Source organism: Streptomyces sp. 796.1 (genome assembly GCF_047525675.1).
Classification (GTDB): Bacteria; Actinomycetota; Actinomycetes; order Streptomycetales; family Streptomycetaceae; genus Streptomyces.
In genome coordinates this window covers 16,614-37,201 of the sequence record NZ_JBLIWA010000049.1, presented here as the reverse complement: position 1 = coordinate 37,201, position 20,588 = coordinate 16,614, and the positions used below count along the sequence as shown (strand labels likewise).

Sequence of the window (20,588 nt, the reverse complement as noted above, 5' to 3'; positions counted from 1 at the left end):
CTCGTACGCAGGCAGTTTGAGCCAACTCGGCGGCCGTTCAAGATCACGTAATGGCACTCGCCAGGCACGTTGTCAGTCCCGGATGCGAGGATGCACGCAGCACATGGGGTACGGGTGGAGGGGGCCCGTGATGTGTGTCCTGTACGTGCCGACGCGCCTGGGGGCGGTGGGGGGAACAGCCCTTCCACCGGGCATCCGGGGCAGAAGGGACCGCTGGCGGCGATGCAGATCCGGCTGACCGTCCTCGGGCCGCGCAGCGGCCCTCCCGGCCATCAGGCACCCGCCTGCGACGTCCTCGTGACGGCGCCCGTCGGCACCGCCCTGGCGGCGGTGACCAGCGGCCTGGCCACCGCGGTCGCGGCGGTCGGGGCCGACCTCGGCAACGGCCCGGTGGTGGTGTACGCGGGCGCCGAGCGGCTGGACGCGCGGCGCTGTGCGCTCGGCGAACCGCCGCTGGTGGACGGCGCGGTGGTGGCCCTCCAGGCGCCGGCGGCCCCCGATGAGCAGCCGCACCCCTATCCCGCCCTGTGCTCGGACGCACCCGCGCGGCTGCACGTGGTCGCCGGGCCGGACGCCGGCGGCGTGCACCTGCTGCACGGTGGGCAGGCCAGGATCGGCCGCTCGGGCAACGCCGACGTGCCGCTGGACGACCCGGACGTCTCGCGGGCGCACTGCGCGGTCACGGTCTCCGACGACGGCCAGGTGAGCGTGGTCGACCTGGGCTCGACGAACGGCACGGAGCTCGACGGCGCTCCGGTCACCGCGGTCCCCGTGCCACTTCTGCCCGGCGCGCTGCTGCGCATCGGGGAATCCGCGTTGCGCCTGCACGCCCCGGTGCGCGGGCTCGCGCCGGGCGGGCCCGCGGGGGACGGTCCTGGTGGTTCGGGCGGGCCCGGTGCGTACGGCGCGGCTGAGGCTTCTGACGCTTCGGGTGCGCCGAGCGGGCGCGTGCTCGGCGCGTCCGTGGTGCCGCCCACCGGTGGCGACCTCGGCGGCGGGGCGCCAGGCCCGGCGCCGCTGGCCACCCACCCGGACGGCGAGGGCCACCTGCGGGTGGCGCCGGGCGGGCGGGGACCGGCCGGGGCGGCCGGTGGTCCCGCCGGAGCCGCCGGCCCGTTGGCCCGCGCCGGGCAGCGGACAGCGGACGGCGGTGCGCAGCACCCGCAGCCCGCACCGCACCCGCACTCATCGCATCCGCAGCACCCGGCGGGCGGCGGCCACGGCGACGGGGCGGCCGACGCCTGGTCGGCCGACGGCGCCCCCACCACGCAGGGCAGACGGCGCGGCGTGCCGGCGCCCGGGCACCCGCCGAGATGGGACGCCGAAGCGGCACCGGGACAGCACCCGGCCCCCGGGCAGGGCGGGGCACCGCGCGCGGGCGGGCATCCGGCAGCCCCGCGCGGGACGGGCCCCGACACGGCCGCCGGTGGCGCGGCCGACCACGGCGGGCCGGACCCGATCTACGGCGGTCACCGCGACGCCACCGGCCCGACCGGGTACGCGACGGGCGCCGCCGGCCAGCCCGGCCCGGCGCCCACGGGCAGGCCCGGCAGCCTGGGCAGCTCCGGCGGCGCGGGCCATCTGGGCGGCGCGGGCGGCGCCGGCGACCTCACCCGGCTCGGCAACCGCCGCATCGGCGACCCGGAGTTCGGCCGCTGGTCCGGCGGCCCGCAGGAGCCACCTGCCGCACATGACGTACCGACCCACCCGGGCGACCTGCACGCCCCGCGCACCGAGCGGCGGCGTACGGGCCTGGGCGCCTGGGCGCGCCGCCTCGCGGGCGGCAGCCGGGTCCCCGCGCGCCCGGAAGACGCCGAGGAGTGGGGCACCGACCCGGTCGACCTGGTCGAACTGGCCCGGGACGCGGTGCGGGCGGCCGACGCGCTGGACCGGCGTTGGCCCGACCCGGCCGCCGTGCTGCTGAGCGCGCTCGGCCCGGACGTCCGGCTGTGGGACCGCACGCCGTGCCACCCCGACGCGCTCGTCGTCCGGCTCGGCACGGCCGACCAGCCGGTGACCGCGCTCGCCGCCGCGGGCGCGCCCGACGGACCACCGCCCGGCCAGCCGGCCGGGGGCGCGGCGCCCGGCCCGGGGCATCCGACACGGCCGGCCGCCGGCACCCCCACCGTCTTCGCACCGGTCGCCGTGGGCCTGCGGGAGGCAGGGGCGCTCGGGCTGGCCGGACCGCGCGGCCGGCTCGCCGGGCTCGCCAGGTCGGTGATCGCGCAACTGGCCGCCGCGCACCCGCCGGCGGCCCTGGAGATCGTGCTGATCAGCGCCGACCGGCAGCGGCCGGCAGCCGAGCGGGCCGCCGAGTGGTCCTGGCTCGGCTGGCTGCCCCAGGTGCGCCCGGCGCACGGGCAGGACTGCCGGCTGCTGTTGGCCTTCGACCGGGACCAGGCCACGGCCCGGGTGGGCGAGTTGATGCGTCGGCTGGACGACGGGCCGCTCGGCCCCGGTTGGATCACCGCCACGCCGGCGGCCGTGGCCGCCGCCGCCAAGCAGCACACCGGGCCGTACACGGTGGTGATCGTGGACGGCGAGCCAGGCCAGCGCTCAGTGCGCGAGCGGATGGCCAGGCTGGCGGCCTGCGGGCCGGCCGCCGGCGTCCATCTGGTGTGCCTCGCGGAGGCCCCGCCCGCGGTGGCGGACGCCCCGCTGTCGGCGAGTTACGAGGCGGCTCGCTCGGCCTCCTCGCTGATCGCCGAGTGCGGGGTGGTCGCCCTGCTCAGCGGTGACGTCGCCACCGAACTCAAGGTGTTGCACCGCGGCTGGGACGGCGACCCCGGGCGCACGCACGCCCAACCGGCGCCGCCGCTGCCGCCCCAGCCCGGCGTCCCGGGCGGCGAGTGGTTCGCGGCACACGGCCTACCCGCGCAGGGCGCCGCAGGTCAGGGCGGTGTGCAGGCCGGCGCCGCCGATGCACCGGGCCGCCCGACCGCAGGTGGTGCGCCCCAGCCACCGCTGCACGGCGGGATGCCGCCCGGTCACGGCGCCGCGCAGACGGCGCCAGGTGCGCCCGCCGCGCCCGCGGGCAGCGCGTCGGGCCAGGGCCGCACGGCCGACGGCTCGGCAACCGGCTCGGGCTCCGGCAGCGGCAGCGGCAGCGGCAGCACCGGCGTGGTCAGTACGGCCACGGTGGACGCGGTGTCGCTGGCCTGGGCCGAGCGGTTCGCCCGGGCGCTGGCGCCGCTGCGGCCGGTGGACTCCGCGACCGACGGCGCGGGCCCGGCCAGGACCACCGCCCCGCTGCCGGAGAGCACCCGCCTGTTGGACGAACTGGGCCTGGCCCGGGCGACCCCCGCTTCGCTGATGGCCCGGTGGGCCGCCGCGGCGGACGAGGGGGCGCTCGGCGGCCGGGCGCTCGCGGTCCTCGGTGCCGGCCCGCGCGGCCCGCTCGCCATCGACCTCGCGTCCGACGGCCCGCACCTGCTGATCGACGGCGCCCAGGGCACCGGCAAGACCGAGCTGTTGCGGTCCATCGCCGCCTCGCTCGCCGCCGCCGAGCGCCCGGACCGGATGTCGCTGGTGCTGGTGGACGGCGGCGGCACGGAGCGCGGCGAGGGACTGCGGCCGTGTACGGAGTTGCCGCACGTCTCGACGTACCTGGCGGCGTCCGACCCGGTGCGGATGCGGGAGTTCGCGCAGGCGCTCAGCTCCGAGCTCAAGCGGCGGGCCGAGGTGCTGGGCCGCGGCGACTTCGTCTCCTGGCACGCCGGCCGAGCCGGCGCGCCCCAGGTCGTCTCGCCGCGCAGGCCCGCCGACGCCGCGGACCCGGCGCGGGGCGGCTTCGACGGCGCGGACCGCTCCGGCCAGGGCGGCGCAGGGCGCTGGTCGGGCGGCGTGGCCCCCGACGGCACCCTGGAGAGCCCGACCAGCGGCACGCTCAAGCTCCGCGCCCCGGGCGCAGGCCCGCTGAGCGCCCCCCGCGGCGAGGCCGGCGCGGCCGGTGGCGCGCTGCCGGCGCGGGAGACCCCGGACGCGTACGAGGCGGGCGCGATGCCCCGGCTCGTGGTGCTCGTCGACGACTTCGACGCACTGGTGGCCCCGGCGCTCGGCAGTACGGCCCGGCCGTCGGCCGGTTCGGTGGTGCGCGCGCTGGAGTCGGTGGCCCGCGACGGCGCGCGCCTGGGCGTGCATCTGATCGCGGCGTCGGGCCGCCCGGACCGTACGGCGGACACGGTCGCCGTCGAGCGGGCCGGCCTGCGGGTCCTGCTCGAACAGCCGTCGGGCAGCGTGCGCAGCGCCGTGGAGGGGCTGCCGACGCCCGGCCGGGGCCGGTTGAAGCGGCCCGACGACGGCGGGGTGACGCCGTTCCAGGCGGGCCGGATCACCGGCCGCATCCCGCGTACGGCGACGGCCAGGCCCACGGTGGTCCCACTGGACTGGGAGCGGATGGGCGACCCGCCCACCCGCAGGCCGCTGCGCGAGCTCGGCAACGGCCCGACCGACCTGGCCCTGCTGGCCAGCGCGCTCCAGCGCGCGGCCCAGTCCACGGGCGCGGCCCCCGCACCACCGCTCATATAACCCGCCGCACGGCCCGCGCCCGGGCCCCGGCCCCCGTGCCTGGCCCCGACCCACGCGCCGTACGCCCCGCCTCGGCCGCCGGTCTCCGACCATCGCGCGATGGTGGGTTGGCGCACGGCGGGGGCGGGTTGGGCGGCGGGGAGCGCGCCGCGCCACGTAGGGGGCGAGCCGTGCGGCAGGGAGCGCGCCGCACCGCGCGAGACCGGCCGCCCCGTGGGAAGAAACGCGGGGCGAGCCACCCCGCAGGACGTGCGCCGCGCTGCGGAGTACCCAGCCGCACGCCTCGTACGGAAGCCCCCGTCCGACCCCGGTGCCCGGTGCCCGGTGCAACGAGCCGTGCCGGTCAACCGGAGCGGGGGGGGCGGCACGCGCACGGTGCTCACGGCCGCCCGGCGACACAGGCCCGTGACCGCCCCCGGGCACCCCGGCAAGCCCCTCCGTAGCCTGCGTACCAGTGAGTCACCAGCGCCCCTCAAGCGCCGTGAGGCACGTCAACTCCGCTGGTCAGCAGGGGATCTGGGCTTAACGGGCAGGCCGGGCGTCGAAGATCACGGGCCCATCACGATCGGCCGTTCGACGGCGATGCACGTATTGCGGCCCACCGTGACCGGGCGTAGGACTGTCGTCACGGGGCACGGGCGTACGACCGGGAGCGCCCGCGTACGGCGCGGCCGTCCGCAGGGGCGCGGCGTCCCGACACGGGGAGAGGCGGCGAGATGCAGGGACCACGCCAGGCGTTAGGGCGCCGCCGGCGTCGGGCAGTCGGCACGCGACCGGTTGACGGGGCGAGCACCCGCGGGACGGCAGGGACCACGAGGGCCCGAGCGGAGGGCGCAACCGGCCCCGCGGCCGGAGCGACGGCCACGGCCGCGGCCCAGACGGGCACCGTAGCGGCAACCACGGCCCCGTCCACGCCCGCAACCGCAACCGCAACCGCAACCGCAACCAACGAAACCACCACACCCGGCAAGCCCACCCCCCGCCCCACCGGCCCCCGCCGCCCCCGCCACCGCGCCGCGCTGGCCCTCGCCAGTGCCGCGGCCCTGGTGCTGACGGCCGCTGGCTGCGGGAGCGAGGACGAGGGCGGCGCGAGCGTCGCGCCCGTGCCGCAGACCGTTCAACTGCCCCGTCTCGACGGGCAGAAGCTTCAGGTCACAGCCGTGTGGACGGGTACGGAGCAGGAGAACTTCAGCAAGGTGCTGGCCGAGTTCGAGCGACGTACCGGCGCCGAGGTCGCCTTCGTGCCCAGCGGCGACGACATGTCCGCCTTCGTCGGCTCGAAGGTCGCCGGCAAACAGCCACCGGACATCGCCATGCTGCAACAGGTCGGCGTGCTCAGGGAGTTCGCGGCCAAGAAGTGGATCAAGCCGCTGGGCGAGACCGCGCGGGCCGAGCTGGCCAAGAACTTCTCGCCCGGCTGGCAGCAGCTCGGCTCGTACGAGGGAACGCCGTACGGGGTCTACTACAAGGTCAGCAACAAGTCGCTGATCTGGTACAACACCCGGGCCTTCGACTACGCGGGGGCCACCGAGCCGAAGACCTGGCGGGAGCTGATCGAGCAGGCCAGGCTGGTGTCGGACTCGGGCGTGCAGCCGGTGTCGATCGGCGGCGCGGACGGCTGGACGCTCACCGACTGGTTCGAGAACGTCTACCTCTCGCAGGCCGGTCCCGAGATGTACGACAAGCTCTCCACGCACGCCATCAAGTGGACCGACCCCTCGGTGACCCGGGCGCTGACCACACTGGCCGAACTCTTCGGGGACGAAGACCTGTTGACGGACGGCAGGGAGGGCGCGCTGCGGACGGAGTTCCCGCAGTCGGTCAGCAAGACGTTCAGCGCAGGTGACCCGCGGGCCGCAATGGTCTTCGAGGCGGACTTCGTCGCCGCGAACGTCGCCGACGCCGGTGCGGAGTTGGGGAAGGACGCCAAGGTCTTCCCGTTCCCCGCGGTCGGCCCCAAGGCGCCGGTGGTGACCGGTGGCGACGTGGCCGTGGCGCTCAAGGACACCAAGGCGTCCCAGGCCCTGCTCACCTTCCTGGCCTCCCCGGACGCCGCCGCCGTCTGGGCCCGCGAGGGCGGGCTGATCTCCGCGAACACCAGGCTCGACCTGGCCAGCTACCCCAACCCCGAACTGCGCGGCATCGCCAAGGCGCTGGTCGACGCGGGGAACGACTTCCGCTTCGACATGTCCGACCAGGCGCCCGCCTCGTTCGGCGGCAAGCCCGCGCAGGGCGAGTGGAAGGCGCTCCAGGACTTCCTCAAGAACCCGAGGAACGTCTCGGGCACGCAACGCCAGTTGGAGAAGGACGCCGCCAAGGCGTTCTCGGACTGATCCGGCCGAGGGACCCACACCATGTCGACCCCGCCAGCGGGCGGCGCGGCCCAGCCGGGCCCACGCCGCCCCACCCCGTCCTCCCCCGCGCACACCGCGCGACCGACGGACGACCCCGCACCCGACGCGGCCACGCCCGCGGAGCCCGCGCCGGGGGAGCCCAAGCCCGGCGCCCCCGCGCCCGCGCCCCGTACGCCCGCGGCCGGCGCCACCCCGCCCGCCGCCCGGCGCTCGAAACGGCGCAGCGTGCGCGGCAGCAACCCGTGGCTGGCGGCGCTCTTCCTGCTGCCCGCCCTCGTGCTGCTCGGCGCGCTGCTGGTCTACCCCATCGCGTACTCGCTGCGCCGCAGCCTCTACGACGCCACGGACAGCGACTTCGTCGGCCTGGACAACTTCCGGGAGATGTTCACCGACGACGCCATACAGCGCGCGGTCACCAACAACGTCATCTGGATCGTGGTGGCGCCGCTGGTGGCCACCGCGCTCGGGCTGATCTTCGCCGTACTGACCGAGCGCATCCGCTGGGGCACCGCCTTCAAGCTGCTGGTCTTCATGCCGATGGCGATCTCGATGCTGGCGGCCGGCATCATCTTCCGGCTGGTGTACGAGCAGGACCCGGACCGTGGCGTGGCCAACGCGGTGTGGGTGAGCGTGCACGACACGTTCACCGACCCGGCGCCGTTCGAGCGGGCCAACCCCGGCCGGCAGTCGCCGCTGACCGAGGCCGCGGACGGCACCATCACCGACCCGCGGACGCTGCGCGCCGGCAGCCCGGTGCTGGTCCCGCTGGTCGGCATCCCGCGCGACCAGCTCGACGGGGCGCAGCACGCCAAGGCGCCCAAGCCGGCGAACGGCCAGGTCACCGGCGTCGTGTGGCGCGACTTCACCCGCGGCGGCAAGGGCACGGCGAACGCCATCGACCGCGGCGAGGAAGGGCTCGCCGGGATCGAGGTGGAGGCGGTCAAGGACGGCGCGGTGGTCGCCACCGCCACCACCCGCGGCGACGGCACGTTCACCCTGTCCGACCGGGCCGACGGCGCCACCCTGCGGCTGCCCGGCAGCAACTTCCAGGCCCCGTACAACGGCGTGGACTGGCTCGGCCCGACGCTGGTCACGCCGGCCATCATCGGCTCGTACGTGTGGATGTGGGCCGGGTTCGCGATGGTGCTCATCGCGGCCGGGCTCGCGGGACTGCCGCGCGAGTTGCTGGAGGCGGCGCGGGTGGACGGCGCCAACGAATGGCAGGTCTTCCGCCGCGTGACGGTCCCGATGCTGGCGCCGGTGCTCGGGGTCGTCCTGGTCACGCTGATGATCAACGTGCTGAAGATCTTCGACCTCGTCTACATCATCGCCCCCGGCGCCAGCCAGGACGAGGCGAACGTGCTGGCGCTCCAGCTCTACAAGTCCTCCTTCGGCACCGACGTCAACCAGGGCGTCGGCAGCGCCATCGCCATCTTCCTGCTCGCCCTGGTGCTGCCGCTGATGTACGCCAATGTCCGCCGCATTCGAAGGGAGCGCCGTCGATGACCAGTACGGGAACCGTCGTACGGGCCAAACAGTCGCTCGCCACCCGGATCGCGGCCCGGGCCGGGGGCACCGGGATGCGGATCTTCCTGGTGCTGGTCGCGCTGTTCTGGCTGACGCCGACCGCGGGACTGCTGCTGTCCTCGCTGCGCGACCCGGCCGAGGCGGACCTCACCGGCTGGTGGCAGGTCTTCGTGCACCCCTCGCAGCTCACCCTGGACGGCTACGACCGGCTGCTGCACAACGAGGTGGTCACCGACTCGCTGTACACCACGGCCCTGATCACGGTGCCCTCGACGCTGCTCGTGGTGCTGGTGGGCGCGCTGGCCGGCTATGCGTTCGCGTGCATGGAGTTCCCCGGGCGCGACTGGTGGTTCCTGGTGGTGGTGGGACTGCTGGTGGTGCCGGTGCAGGTGGCGCTGATCCCGGTCTCCAAGCTCTTCGGCGAACTCGGCATCTTCCAGACCACCACCGGCGTGGTCCTCTTCCACACCGCCTTCGGGCTGCCGTTCGCGGTCTTCCTGCTGCACAACTTCTTCGCGGAGATCCCGCGCGAACTCCTGGAGGCGGCCCGCCTGGACGGCGCCGGCGAGCTGCGGCTCTTCTTCCGCGTGGTGCTGCCGCTGGCCGGCCCGGCCGTCGCCTCGCTCGCCGTCTTCCAGTTCCTGTGGGTGTGGAACGACATGCTGGTCTCGCTGATCTTCGCGGACAGCGGCAACCCGCCGATCACGGTGGCCCTGCAACAGCAGGCCCGCCAGTTCAGCAACAACATCGACGTCCTGGGCCCCGGCGCCTTCCTCTCGATGATCGTCCCGCTGGCGGTCTTCTTCGCCTTCCAGCGCCAGTTCGTCTCGGGCGTGATGGCAGGAGCCCTGAAGTAGGAGGAGCAGCGGGTGCGGGCGGGGCGCCACCCGCCCGCATCCCGCCCGCACCCCGCCTGCGTCCCGCCGAAATTCGTGCGACAGCACCACCCCCCGATTGTTAGCTTCGGACCATGCTTGCGGTCGGTGAAAAAGAGATTCGCGCGTCCTTCGTCAACTGTTCCAAGGGCGAGGCCAGCCGGCTCAACCTGCCCCGGGACCTGGCCGAGCGGCCCTGGGAGGACCTGGACTTCCTCGGCTGGCGCGACCCGGGCGCGCCCGACCGGAGCTATCTCGTCATGCCGTACGAGGGCCGGCTCACCGGCGTCACCCTGCGGGTCCCGCAGGGGCCGCGCAAGAGCCTGACCAAGACCAACATTTGCTCCCTGTGCCTGACCTCGCACCCCGGTTCCGGGGTCACCTTGCTGGCCGCCCGCAAGGCCGGCGCGGCCGGTCGCCAGGGGAACACGGTGGGCGCGTACATCTGCGCCGACCTGGCCTGTTCGCTGTACGTACGGGGCAAGAAGAAGCTGGAACTCGCCCAGCGCTTCGAGGAGACGCTCACCCTGGACGAACAGATCGACCGGCTGGTCGGCCACGTCGAGGCGTTCCTCACCCAGGTCCACCGGCAGGCGTAGCGGCGTACGAGCCCGTCGGCGGGTGGAGCCGTACGGGCCCCACCGCCACACGCAGCCGCGTACGGCACCGGCGCCCCGCGCCACATCCACCCCCGCTGTCACACTTCCGTGTCCCGCCTCGTCATGGTGGTGAGGACGTGGACGGGAGAAGTGGATCGATGGACGAACGTGAACGGCTGGCGCAGCGCTTCGAGGCGGACCGGCCGCGGCTGCGGGCCGTCGCCTACCGGATGCTGGGCTCGCTCAGCGAGGCCGACGACGCCGTGCAGGAGACCTGGCTGCGGCTCCAGCGCAACGGCGCGGACGGGGTCGTCAACCTCGGGGGCTGGCTGACCACGGTGGTGGCCCGGGTCTGCCTCGATCTCTTGCGGGCCCGCAGCTCCCGCCGCGAACAGCCGCTGGAGGGGCGCATCCCGGACCCGGTGGTGGACGTCGCCGACGGCGTCGACCCCGAGCACGAGGCGCTGCTCGCCGATGCGGTGGGGCTGGCGCTGCTGGTCGTGCTGGACACGCTGACCCCGGCCGAACGGCTCGCGTTCGTCCTGCACGACATGTTCGGGGTGCCCTTCGACGAGATCGCGCCGCTGGTGGAGCGCACCCCGGCGGCGGCCCGCCAACTCGCGAGCCGGGCCCGCCGCCGGGTGCGCGGCACCGAGCCCGACCCCGATCCCGACCTGCCGCGGCAGCGTGCCGTCGTGGACGCGTTCCTCGCGGCCTCGCGCAGCGGCGACTTCGACGCGCTGGTGTCGGTGCTGGCCCCGGACATCGTGCTGCACGTGGACCTCGGCGCCGGCGTCAGCGGCATCACCGGGGCGGCGGGCGGCGCGGCGGCAGCGGCCGGCGGCATCCTCGAACTGCACGGCGCCGACGCCGTCAGCCAGCAGGCCCTGGCCTTCGCCAGGTACGCGGCGTCGACCCCGGTGCCGGTCCTGGTCAACGGCGCGGCGGGAGTCATCTCGATCGTCGACGACGCCCCGCAGTCGCTGCTGAGCTTCACCGTCCGCGACGGCAAGGTGCACCGCATCGACATCCTCGCCGACCCGGCCCGCATCGAACGGCTCGACCTGCTGTCGCTGACGGCCGACTGGACCGATTCGTAGGCCGACCCCGGAGACGGCGCGCGCCGTCCCGCCGGCGCGCGCCCGGCCCGCAACGCCCCGAGGGGCGGTACGGATCGCTCCGTACCGCCCCTCGGCGTCGTACCACTTCCCGGCCGGCCACCGGCATCCGCCGCGACCTGGCCGGCGCACCAGCCCCGTCGTACGGGCCAGCGCGCCAGCCGTCGTACGGGCCAGCCCGCCAGCCCCGGACGGGCCGCGGCCAGTCTGCTCAGCCGTGCGAGCGCAGCAGCGTCCGCATCGTGCGCATGGCCACCGACAGGTTCGCCAGGTCGAAGTCGTCCGAGCCCTGGATCTCCTCCAGCGTGCCGCGGGCCCGGGCGAGCAGGGCCGCGTTCTTCTCCTCCCACGCCTTGAACCGCTGCTCGGGCGTGGCGTCGCCGTTGCCCACCGAGAGGATGTCGGAGGTGAGCGCGGCGTGCGCCGCGTACAGGTCCTCGCGGATGGAGGCGCGGGCCATGGACTGCCAGCGGTCGGCGCGCGGCAGCTCGATGATGCGGTCCATGAGCTGGGTGATCCGCAGCCGGTCGGCGATGTCGTAGTAGACCTCGGCAACGGCCAGCGGGTCCTTGCCGGTGCGGTCCGCGACGGCGACGATGTCCAGCGTCGGGAAGGCGGACGAGAAGCTCGCCACCCGCGAGGCCAACTCCTCCGGCACGCCCGCCTGGCTCAGCCCCTCGTTGATGCCCTGGTACCAGTCCAGGTCGGCGCCGCGCAGCAGCTTCGGCAGGGCGGCCCACACGGTCGCCACCCGCTCGCTGAAGAAGTCGATCGTCTCGGCGAGCTCAAGCGGCTGCGGGCGGTTGTTGAGCAGCCAGCGCGTACCGCGCTCGACCAGGCGCCGCGAGTGCAGCCGGATGCGGGTCTGCACGTCGGCGGCGACCACGTTGTCCAGCGACTCGACCTCGTCCCACACCCCGGCCAGGCCGAAGATCTCCCGGCCCGCGGTCTGCGCGCGCACGATCTCCTCGGTGGAGGCGCCGGTCTCCTCCCGCATCCGGTGCAGGAAGGTCGAACCGCCGGTGTTGACGGTGTCGTTGACCAGCACGGTCGTGATGATCTCGCGGCGCAGCGCGTGCGCGTCGATCTGCTCGCCGAACTGCTCCCGCAGCGCCTGCGGGAAGTAGGCGTGCAGCAGCCGCTGGAGGTACGGGTCGTCCGGCAGCTTGGTGGCCACCAACTCCTCGGCCACCGTGATCTTGATGTACGCGAGGATCACGGCCAGCTCGGGCTGGGTCAGGCCGCGCGAGGCGGCCAGCCGCTCGCGGATCTGCCGGTCGCTGGGCAGGAACTCCAACTGCCGGTCGAGCCGGCCCTCGCGGCCGAGGCGGCGCATGAAGCGCTGGTGGGCGTGGAGCAGGCTGGGCGCCTGGGCGACGGCGTTGGCCAGCGCGGTGTTCTGCGCGTAGTTGTTCCGCAGCACCAGCGCGCCGACCTCGTCGGTCATCTCGGCGAGCAGCTTGTTGCGCTGCTTGACGGTCATGTCGCCGTCGGCGACCACCGAGTTGAGCAGGATCTTGATGTTGACCTCGTGGTCCGAGGTGTCCACGCCGGCGCTGTTGTCGATCGCGTCGGTGTTGATCCGGCCGCCGGTGGCCCGGCCCTCGGCGTCCCGCGGCCCGCCGACGCTGGCGAACTCGATCCGGCCGAGCTGGGTCAGGCCCAGGTTGCCGCCCTCGCCGACGACCTTGACCCGCAGCTCCTGGCCGTCCACCCGGATCGCGTCGTTGGCCTTGTCGCCGACGTCCGCGTGCGATTCGAGCGAGGACTTGACGTACGTGCCGATGCCGCCGTTCCACAGCAGGTCGACCGGGGCCTGGAGGATGGCCTTCATCAGCTCGGCCGGGGTCAGCTTGGTGACTCCGGCGGGAATCCCGAGGGCCGCCCTGACCTGCGCGTTGACCGGAATGGACTTGGCGCTGCGCGGGTGCACGCCGCCGCCGGTGGACAGCAGCTTGGTGTCGTAGTCGCCCCACGAGGAGCGCGGCAGCTCGAACAGCCGGCGGCGCTCGGCGTAGGAGACGGCCGCGTCCGGGTTCGGGTCGAGGAAGATGTGCCGGTGGTCGAAGGCGGCCACCAGCCGGATGTGCTCGCTGAGCAGCATGCCGTTGCCGAACACGTCGCCGCTCATGTCGCCGACGCCCACGACCGTGAAGTCCTCGGTCTGGGTGTCGTGGCCGAGCTCGCGGAAGTGCCGCTTGACCGACTCCCAGGCGCCGCGGGCGGTGATGCCCATGCCCTTGTGGTCGTAGCCGGCCGAGCCGCCGGAGGCGAAGGCGTCGCCGAGCCAGAAGCCGTAGTCGACGGCGACCTCGTTGGCGATGTCGGAGAAGGTGGCGGTGCCCTTGTCGGCCGCGACCACCAGGTACGTGTCGTCCTCGTCGTGCCGGACGACGCCCTCGGGGTGCACGACCTGCCCGCCGACCAGGTTGTCGGTGATGTCCAGCAGCCCGGAGATGAAGATCTTGTAGCAGGCGATGCCCTCGGCCAGCCAGGCGTCCCGGTCGACCGACGGGTCGGGCAGCCGCTTGCCGACGAAGCCGCCCTTGGCGCCCACCGGCACGATGACGGTGTTCTTCACCATCTGCGCCTTGACCAGGCCGAGGATCTCCGTACGGAAGTCCTCGCGCCGGTCGGACCAGCGCAGCCCACCGCGGGCGACCTTGCCGAACCGCAGGTGGACGCCCTCCACGCGCGGCGAGTACACCCAGATCTCGTACGCCGGGCGGGGCGCCGGCAGGTCGGGGATGGCCTGCGGGTCGAGCTTGATGGACAGGTAGTCGTGCGGCTGGCCCGCGCCGTCGTGCTGGCCGTCGGGGCCGGTGGTGCCGCCGGTGCGCTGGAAGTGGTTGGTGCGCAGCGTGGCCTTGATGACGGTGAGGAAGGAGCGCAGGATGCGGTCCTCGTCCAGGCTCGCGACCTGGTCGAGGGCGGCGTCCAGCTCTTCGAGCAGCGCATCGGTGAGCTCGTTGCCGGCCCGCTGCCGCTCGGGCGCCATCCGCGCCTCGAAGAGGTTCACCAGCAGCCGGGTGGTGTGCACGTTGTTGCGGAGGGTGTCCTCCATGTACGTCTGGCTGAAGGTGGAGCCGGCCTGTCGCAGGTACTTGGCGTACGCGCGGAGCACCATCGCCTGCCGCCAGTCGAGCCCGGCGCTGAGCACCAGCTCGTTGAAGTTGTCGTTCTCGGCCCGGCCGGTCCACACCGCGGCGAACGCGTTCTGGAAGCGCTCGCGCGCGTCGTCGCTCTCCACCCGGTCGGGGAGCCGCAGGCCGAAGTCGTAGATCCAGGCGGTGGACCGGTCCGAGCAGCGCAGCTCGTACGGGCGCTCGTCCACGACCTCCACGCCGAGCCGCTGGAGCACGGGGAGGACGGCCGACAGGGAGACCTGGCCGCCGCTGCGGTAGATCTTGAAGCGGCGCTCGCCGGGGCCCGCACCGACCGGCTCGTACAGGCTGAGCGCGAACTCGCGCTGGCCGCCGGCGGCGGTCAGCCGCTCCAGGTGCTGGAGGTCGGAGACGGCGGAGCGCGGCGTGTGGTCGGCCTTGTACCCCTCGGGGAAGGCGTTCCCGTACCGGCGCAGCAGCTCGGCGGCGTGCTCCTCGCCGACCTCGGCGCTCAGCGCCTCGGCGAAGCCGTCGGCCCACGAGCGGGCGGCCTCCACCAGGCGGGCCTCGATGCGGTCGGCGTCGGCGTCGGTCAGGTCGGCCAGGGTCGCCCCGGGCGCGACGCGGATCACGAAGTGCAGCCGGGAGAGCACCGATTCGGTGTTCCAGGCGGTGAAGTCGACGCTGGTGCCGTTCAACTCCTCCTTGAGGATGTCGATCAGCCGCAGCCGGACGCCGGTGGTGTAGCGGTCGCGGGGCAGGTAGACGAGGGCCGAGTAGTAGCGGCCGTACTCGTCCTGCCGCAGGAACAGCCGCAGCCGGCGCCGCTCCTGGAGGTAGAGGACCGAGGTGGTGATGGAACGGAGCTGGTCGACCGGGGTCTGGAAGAGCTCGTCGCGCGGGTAGGTCTCCAGGATCTGGAGCAGGTCGCGGCCGTCGTGGCTCTGCGGCGTGAAGCCCGCGGTGGACAGCACCTCGGCGACCTTGCGGCGGATGACGGGCACCCGGCGCACCGACTCGGTGTACGCGGCCGACGAGAACAGGCCGAGGAACCGGCGCTCGCCCACCACGTTGCCGTCCGCGTCGAACTTCTTGACGCCGACGTAGTCGAGGTAGGACGGCCGGTGCACGGTCGCCCGGCTGTTGGCCTTGGTCAGGATGAGCAGCTTGTGCTCGCGGGCCTTGGCGCGGGCGTCGGCCGGCAGTCGGTTGAAGGAGGGCGAGCCGGGGCGGCCGTCGCCGGGCGCCGCGTGGTTGCCGTCGGCGGCGTGCGCCGGGTCGGAGCGCAGGATGCCGAGGCCGGTGCCGGGCACGGCGGTCAGGACGTCCTCTTCCACGCCGCCCTCGCCGGGCGCCGCGGTCAGCTCGTACTCGCGGTAACCGAGGAAGGTGAAGTGGTCGGCGGCCAGCCAGCGCAGCAGCTCCTGGGCCTCCTCGACCTCCTGTTCCCGCAGGTCACTGGCGGTCGGCTCGGTGGGCAGCTCATCGGCGATGCGCAGCGCGGACTCGCGCATCTTGGTCCAGTCCTCGACGGCCTCGCGCACGTCGGACAGGACCCGTCGCAGGTCGGCGGTGATCTGCTTGAGGTCGCCGCGGTCGGTCTCGCGGTCGAACTCGACGTGGATCCAGGACTCCGTCACGGCGTCGTGCGGCAGGTCGCCCGCCGGCAGTACGGCGGTGGCCGCGGCCACCCCGGCGGCGGTCCCGCCGACCACGTCGGGGCCGGTGGCGAGGGTGATGCCCTCCGGGTCCCGCTGCGAGCCGAGGACTTCGAGCAGCTTGCCGGTCACGTCGCGGCGCACCACGACCTGCGGGTGGATCACGACGTGGATGCCGCGGCCCTGCCGGGAGAGCTCGTTGGTGACCGAGTCCACCAGGAAGGGCATGTCGTCGGTGACGACCTCCACCACCGAGTGGGTGCAGGTCCAGCCGTTCTCCTCGACCGTGGGCGTGTGGACGCGCAGGTTCGCGGTGCCCTGCGGCCTGACCTGCGCCAGCCGGTAGTGCGAGAGCGCGGCGCCGAAGAGGTCGACCGGGTCCCGCCCGCTCAGGTCCTCGAAGGCGGTGTGCAGGTAGTAGCGCTGGAGGTAGGCGCGAAGGGTCTCGGAATCGAGCCCCCGCTCCGGCTGCTGGTTGTGGGCGGGGTTCTGCTCAGCGACCCGGGCCGCTCGTTCGAGCAGCTCGGCCTTGGCTTCGTCCAGCTTGGTCTGCATTTCCTCTGCTCCTGTCGCGCGCCGTTGCGTGACATCGATGTGCGGTGGCATGACGTCGTGACGCGGGATCGCCGGTCGCTGTCGACGTTATGCGGGAATGAGCTCGGGCTGGGCCACTCCTGACCAAATGTGGCCAACAACCCTGTGAAAGAGATCTCGCGACGCCCCGGGCACTATGGTGCGCCGGGCGCTGTACTCCCGCCCGGCAACAGCCGGCGGCGAGGGCCACTCTGCCCTCGTGGGATATCGCGCTGATCACGCCGTAAGGCTATCGCTCCCCCCTGGGCCGACGTCAGCGGCCCGATATATACAAATCTGGGTCCGGAACTTTGAGCGAAACGGACCAAAGCGCAACGCACACGGCAGGAAGTCGCCGAACGGGGTCGAAGGGCTTGGCAAACCCGGCCCGGCGGTGCACGGTGAACAAACCCGGACAGTTCGGAGCCAGCGCCGGAGGAGTCAGCGCCGTACGGGCCAGCCCCACCCGGCCCGCCGGCACACCACGGAGGTAGGCGGATGACGGCGAAGATCCTCATCGTGACGGGCGACGCGGCCGAGTCCCTGGAGGTGCTCTACCCCTACCAGCGGCTGCGCGAGGAGGGGTACGAGGTCCACATCGCGGCGCCGAGCCGCAAGAAGCTCCGCTTCGTCGTCCACGACTTCGAGGACGGCTACGACACGTACACCGAGAAGCCCGGCTACACCTGGCCGGCCGACCTGGCCTTCGCCGAGGTCGACCCAGGAGAGTACGCGGCCCTGGTGGTGCCCGGCGGGCGGGCCCCGGAGTACCTGCGCAACGACGGCGAGCTGCGCAAGGTGGTCAAGGCGTTCTTCGACGCCGACAAGCCGGTGGCCCAGATCTGCCACGGCCCGCTGCTGACCGCCGCCACCGACAGTCTCAGTGGTCGCCGCGTCACCTCCTATCCCGCGCTCGAACTCGACATGCAGTCGGCCGGCGCCACCTTCCAGGACGCCGAGGTCGTCGTGGACGGCCCGCTGGTCTCCGCCCGCGCCTGGCCGGACCACTCGGCCTGGATGCGGGAGTTCCTCACCGTCCTCCGGGCCAAGGCGCCTCTGGGGTGAGGGCTCGGGCCCGCGCGGTGGGGGCTCGGGCCCGCGCGGTGGGGGCTCGGGCCCGCGCGGGTGGGGGCCGGGCGGCAGGCTGCCGCCCGTCGGGTCAGGCCGTCAGCGCCTCGGCCAGCTCGACCGCTTCGGCCAGCGTGTCGGCTATGGGCACGCCCGCCTCCGCGAGGCTGGCGCGACTGTGGGAACCACCGGAGTAGAGCACGGCCCTGGCCCCCACGTGCTGGGCGGCCAACGCGTCGTCCACGGCGTCGCCTATCACCACGGTGCGGGCCGCGTCCACCTCGTGCAGCTCCGCGAGATGGCGCACCATGTGCTCCGCCTTGCCGCCGCCCGACGGGCCGACGCGCCCCTGGACCCGGACGAACCGCGAGGCTATGCCGAAGCGGCTGACCAGCGGCAACAGCTCCTCGTGCCCGTAGAGCGAGAGCAGCGACTGGGTGCGGCCCGCCGTCTGCCAGCCTTCGAGCAGCGCCGCGGCGCCGTCCGCGAGCTCGCAGCCGGCCTGCTGCTCCTCGTACCGCCGCCGGAAGACCACGTCCATCTGGAGCCACTCGTCCTGCGTCGGCAGCCGGCCCATCAGGCGTTCGTAGAAGCGCGGGACCGGCACGCAGTACAGCTCGCGATACCGGTCGAGGGTGATGGGTTCGAGGCCGATCTCGGCGAACGCGGCGTTGGTGGCCGCGATCACGGCGTCGATGTCGTGGTAGAGGGTGCCGTTCCAGTCCCAGATGATGTGCGTCTCGTGCTTCCCCATGCCCACGACGGTACCCGGCCCCTCTGACACTCCCCCCGGCCCGGCGCCCACCGCGAGGGGGCTGCGCGCCCGACGGTGGGCCGCAAGGTCGCGCGGCGCGGCGGCCGGACCCACCCACGGCAGACCGGGCGGCCGGCAGGCTTCACAGCAGTCGCTCGGCGGGGCGGCAGGCGAGCGCGCCGGCGTCTGCGTCAGCGGGCCAGCGGGCCAGCGGGCCAGCGGGCCAGCGGGCCAGCGGGCCAGCGGGCCAGCGTCAGCCGATCAGGTTGGGAATCTCCTGCGTCGCGTACCACAGCAGCTCGTGGTCCTCGGCCCCGTCCACCGTGAAGCGGGCGTCGTCGTCGCCCTGGTCGGCGGCGCCGAGGGCGGCAGCGGCGGCGGTCACGTCCGGCTCCGCCTCCGCCGAGTCCACGTGCACCGCGGCGGCCTTGCTCAGCGGCACCGTCGCGGAGATCCGCACCTCGCCGAGGGCCGACTGGTCGAGCCCGCGGTCCGGATCGGCCACCGCCTGTCCGTCCGGTACGTCGACGGCGACGACCACCCGGCGGCGCGGTGCGGTCGGGTCGCCGGCGATCCGGCGCAGCGAGGCCGCGGCGGCCCGGTTGAGCGCCGCGTACTCCAGTTCCTCGATGTCGTCCGACACGTACCACTCGCGCAGCGCCGGCGTCACCGCGTACGCGTCCAGCGGGGCCGGGCCCAGCTCGCCCGCCTGGTGGGCCTCGGCAAGGCCGGGGAGGGTGAGGGGGACGTACACGCGCATGTTCGCCGCTTTCATCAAGACTTGTGAGGCCGTGCTGTCGGCAAGCATAAGCGCGCCGGTCCCCCTTCGGGGTAGGGGCTCGGCACCGCCCCTGGCCCCGCCCACCGCACGGCCCCAGCCCCCGCGACGACCCTGCTGGGACCGGCTCCGTCACCCGAATAGGTGGTCACGCACGGCGACGTCCACACCTGAGATTCGCCGTTGCCCGCGCCACGAACCCGCCGGTAGAAGTCATCTGACGGAAGCTACCGCCCGGTATGGACGCCGGGCCCGGAGAAGGGGGCGAGTCGCGGATGCACCGACGGACGAACGGCCTGACCCAGAGAGCAACCACCGACACCCTGCCCCCACGGGGCAGGCCCTTCGCGACCCGCGGCCACCGGTCCCTCCCCCACCCGCCAACTCTCACCGACTCAGGGGCGAGCACACCGCCCACCCCACCGGCGACTTACGCCGCCCCACCCGCCGAGTTCCGCGTCCCACGCCCCCGCACGAGCGGCCAGCGCACCGACGCCGGCACGGGTACGGGTGGGGGGACGGGCGCAGCCGCGGGTCCGGGGGCGGGAACGAGTGCGGGCACGGGCACAGCCGCCGGCGCGGGCACGCGTACGGCTCCACCCACCAGCGCGGGTACGGGCACGACCAGCAGCACGGGTACGACCAGCGGCGCGGGTACGGGCACGCGTGCGGACGCAGCCACCAGTGCCGGCCCAAGCCCCAGCAGCAACGGCAACGAGTCGCCCCCGCGCAGCCGGGGCGGAACCGGCTCGGGGCCGGCCACGCGCCGCGTGCCGCGCCAGGCCAGCGGTCCGCCACGGCGGCACGACCAGCGGCGGCCCGGCGGCCCGGACCCCGCAGCGCGACAGCGGGCGCGCGAGCGGCTACCGCGCTACTGGTTCGCCCACCGGCTGCTGCTCACCCTCAGCGGCCAGCGACCGGTGCACTGGATGCTCGGCCACACCCAGGGCATCGCCTACGACCAGTTGGCCGCGTTAGCCCCGCACCCGGCCTGGTGCCCCGTCGCGGGGGCCACCGCGACGGCCCCCGCGCCACCCCGGGCCCACCGGGCGTACGCCCCCGGCCGCGTACCGGGCCTGCCCCAACCCCACCCCGACCGGACGGACGCCCTGCCACCCCACGATCCGACCGCCCGCACGGCACCCTCACCGATGACCGGGGCGCGTCTGCCGCACGCGGCGGGCGGCGTAGGGGAGGCTCACCCGGCGGACCTGCGGGCGACCCACCCCACAGACGTACGCGCCGCACGCGGCGCCGCTCGCCTCGCGGGCCCGCCGGCCGCCGGGCCACGGCCGGGCGCGCGGGCCCTGGCCCCGGTCGTACGGCACTGCGACGAGTTCCGGCCCGAGCCGTGGATCATCGAGGCGTTCGCCCGCATCGCCGCCGGCGACCGGCTGCGCGCCCTGGCCTTCCGGCTCGAACGCGGCGAGGACCACCGCTGGCGCTGCGCCGCCATCGACCTCGGCCCCACCCCCGGCCACCCGGGCCCGCCGTGACGCACCGCCCCGGTCAGGCAACACCCGACGCCCCCGCCCGGCGAACGGGCGGCCGACCCCACGCCCCACTCAGCCCCCACACCCCGCACCGGGGCACCGCCCGCAACACGGCCGCGGGGGGGGGGGGGGGGGGGGGGGGGGGGGGGGGGGGGGGGGG

11 protein-coding genes are annotated in these 20,588 nt (G+C 74.4%); 8 read left to right on the top strand and 3 right to left on the bottom strand.

What is annotated here, in order from left to right:
* Positions 1 to 222 precede the first annotated feature (222 nt).
* The 6 genes from ACMA1D_RS27955 to ACMA1D_RS27930 all read left to right on the top strand — a co-directional run bounded on the left by ACMA1D_RS27955 (position 223) and on the right by ACMA1D_RS27930 (position 10,982).
* Positions 223 to 4,527 carry an FtsK/SpoIIIE domain-containing protein gene (locus tag ACMA1D_RS27955; protein WP_414726773.1) on the top strand — a complete coding sequence of 1,435 codons (4,305 nt, stop codon included), beginning with the start codon at positions 223 to 225 and terminating at the stop codon, positions 4,525 to 4,527.
* Between the two features lie 1,019 nt (positions 4,528 to 5,546).
* Positions 5,547 to 6,860 (top strand): ABC transporter substrate-binding protein, encoded by a 1,314-nt coding sequence (locus ACMA1D_RS27950; RefSeq protein WP_414726791.1) that lies wholly within the window; start codon positions 5,547 to 5,549, stop codon positions 6,858 to 6,860.
* A 21-nt stretch (positions 6,861 to 6,881) separates the two neighbouring features.
* Positions 6,882 to 8,387: a carbohydrate ABC transporter permease gene (locus ACMA1D_RS27945; protein WP_414726772.1), complete on the top strand. Its 1,506-nt coding sequence runs from the start codon at positions 6,882 to 6,884 to the stop codon at positions 8,385 to 8,387.
* The gene (locus ACMA1D_RS27940; protein ID WP_414726771.1) at positions 8,384 to 9,265 is read left to right on the top strand and encodes a carbohydrate ABC transporter permease; all 882 of its coding nucleotides are present in this window, start codon (positions 8,384 to 8,386) and stop codon (positions 9,263 to 9,265) included. Before ACMA1D_RS27945 ends, ACMA1D_RS27940 begins: the two co-directional genes overlap by 4 nt.
* A 113-nt stretch (positions 9,266 to 9,378) precedes the next feature.
* Positions 9,379 to 9,882 carry an FBP domain-containing protein gene (locus ACMA1D_RS27935; RefSeq protein WP_414726770.1) on the top strand — a complete coding sequence of 168 codons (504 nt, stop codon included), beginning with the start codon at positions 9,379 to 9,381 and terminating at the stop codon, positions 9,880 to 9,882.
* Between the two features lie 158 nt (positions 9,883 to 10,040).
* Positions 10,041 to 10,982: a sigma-70 family RNA polymerase sigma factor gene (locus ACMA1D_RS27930; RefSeq protein ID WP_414726769.1), complete on the top strand. Its 942-nt coding sequence runs from the start codon at positions 10,041 to 10,043 to the stop codon at positions 10,980 to 10,982.
* 229 nt (positions 10,983 to 11,211) lie between these two features.
* On the opposite strand, the gene ACMA1D_RS27925 is transcribed toward ACMA1D_RS27930, so the two are convergent.
* On the bottom strand, positions 11,212 to 16,317 hold the full coding sequence (locus tag ACMA1D_RS27925; protein ID WP_414726768.1) for an NAD-glutamate dehydrogenase: 5,106 nt from the start codon (positions 16,315 to 16,317) through the stop codon (positions 11,212 to 11,214).
* A gap of 516 nt (positions 16,318 to 16,833) precedes the next feature.
* On the opposite strand from ACMA1D_RS27925, the gene ACMA1D_RS27920 reads away from it, so the two are divergent.
* Positions 16,834 to 17,400 carry a DJ-1/PfpI family protein gene (locus tag ACMA1D_RS27920; RefSeq protein WP_414726767.1) on the top strand — a complete coding sequence of 189 codons (567 nt, stop codon included), beginning with the start codon at positions 16,834 to 16,836 and terminating at the stop codon, positions 17,398 to 17,400.
* A gap of 94 nt (positions 17,401 to 17,494) precedes the next feature.
* On the opposite strand, the gene ACMA1D_RS27915 is transcribed toward ACMA1D_RS27920, so the two are convergent.
* Together ACMA1D_RS27915 and ACMA1D_RS27910 are read right to left on the bottom strand one after the other, a co-directional pair.
* Positions 17,495 to 18,157 carry an HAD family hydrolase gene (locus ACMA1D_RS27915; protein ID WP_414726766.1) on the bottom strand — a complete coding sequence of 221 codons (663 nt, stop codon included), beginning with the start codon at positions 18,155 to 18,157 and terminating at the stop codon, positions 17,495 to 17,497.
* Positions 18,158 to 18,410: 253 nt separating this feature from the next.
* Positions 18,411 to 18,917, bottom strand: coding sequence for a DUF6912 family protein (locus ACMA1D_RS27910; RefSeq protein ID WP_414726765.1), 507 nt, complete (start codon positions 18,915 to 18,917; stop codon positions 18,411 to 18,413).
* 788 nt (positions 18,918 to 19,705) lie between these two features.
* Here ACMA1D_RS27910 and ACMA1D_RS27905 point away from each other — a divergent pair.
* Positions 19,706 to 20,431 (top strand): Rv3235 family protein, encoded by a 726-nt coding sequence (locus ACMA1D_RS27905; RefSeq protein WP_414726764.1) that lies wholly within the window; start codon positions 19,706 to 19,708, stop codon positions 20,429 to 20,431.
* Positions 20,432 to 20,588: the final 157 nt, after the last annotated feature.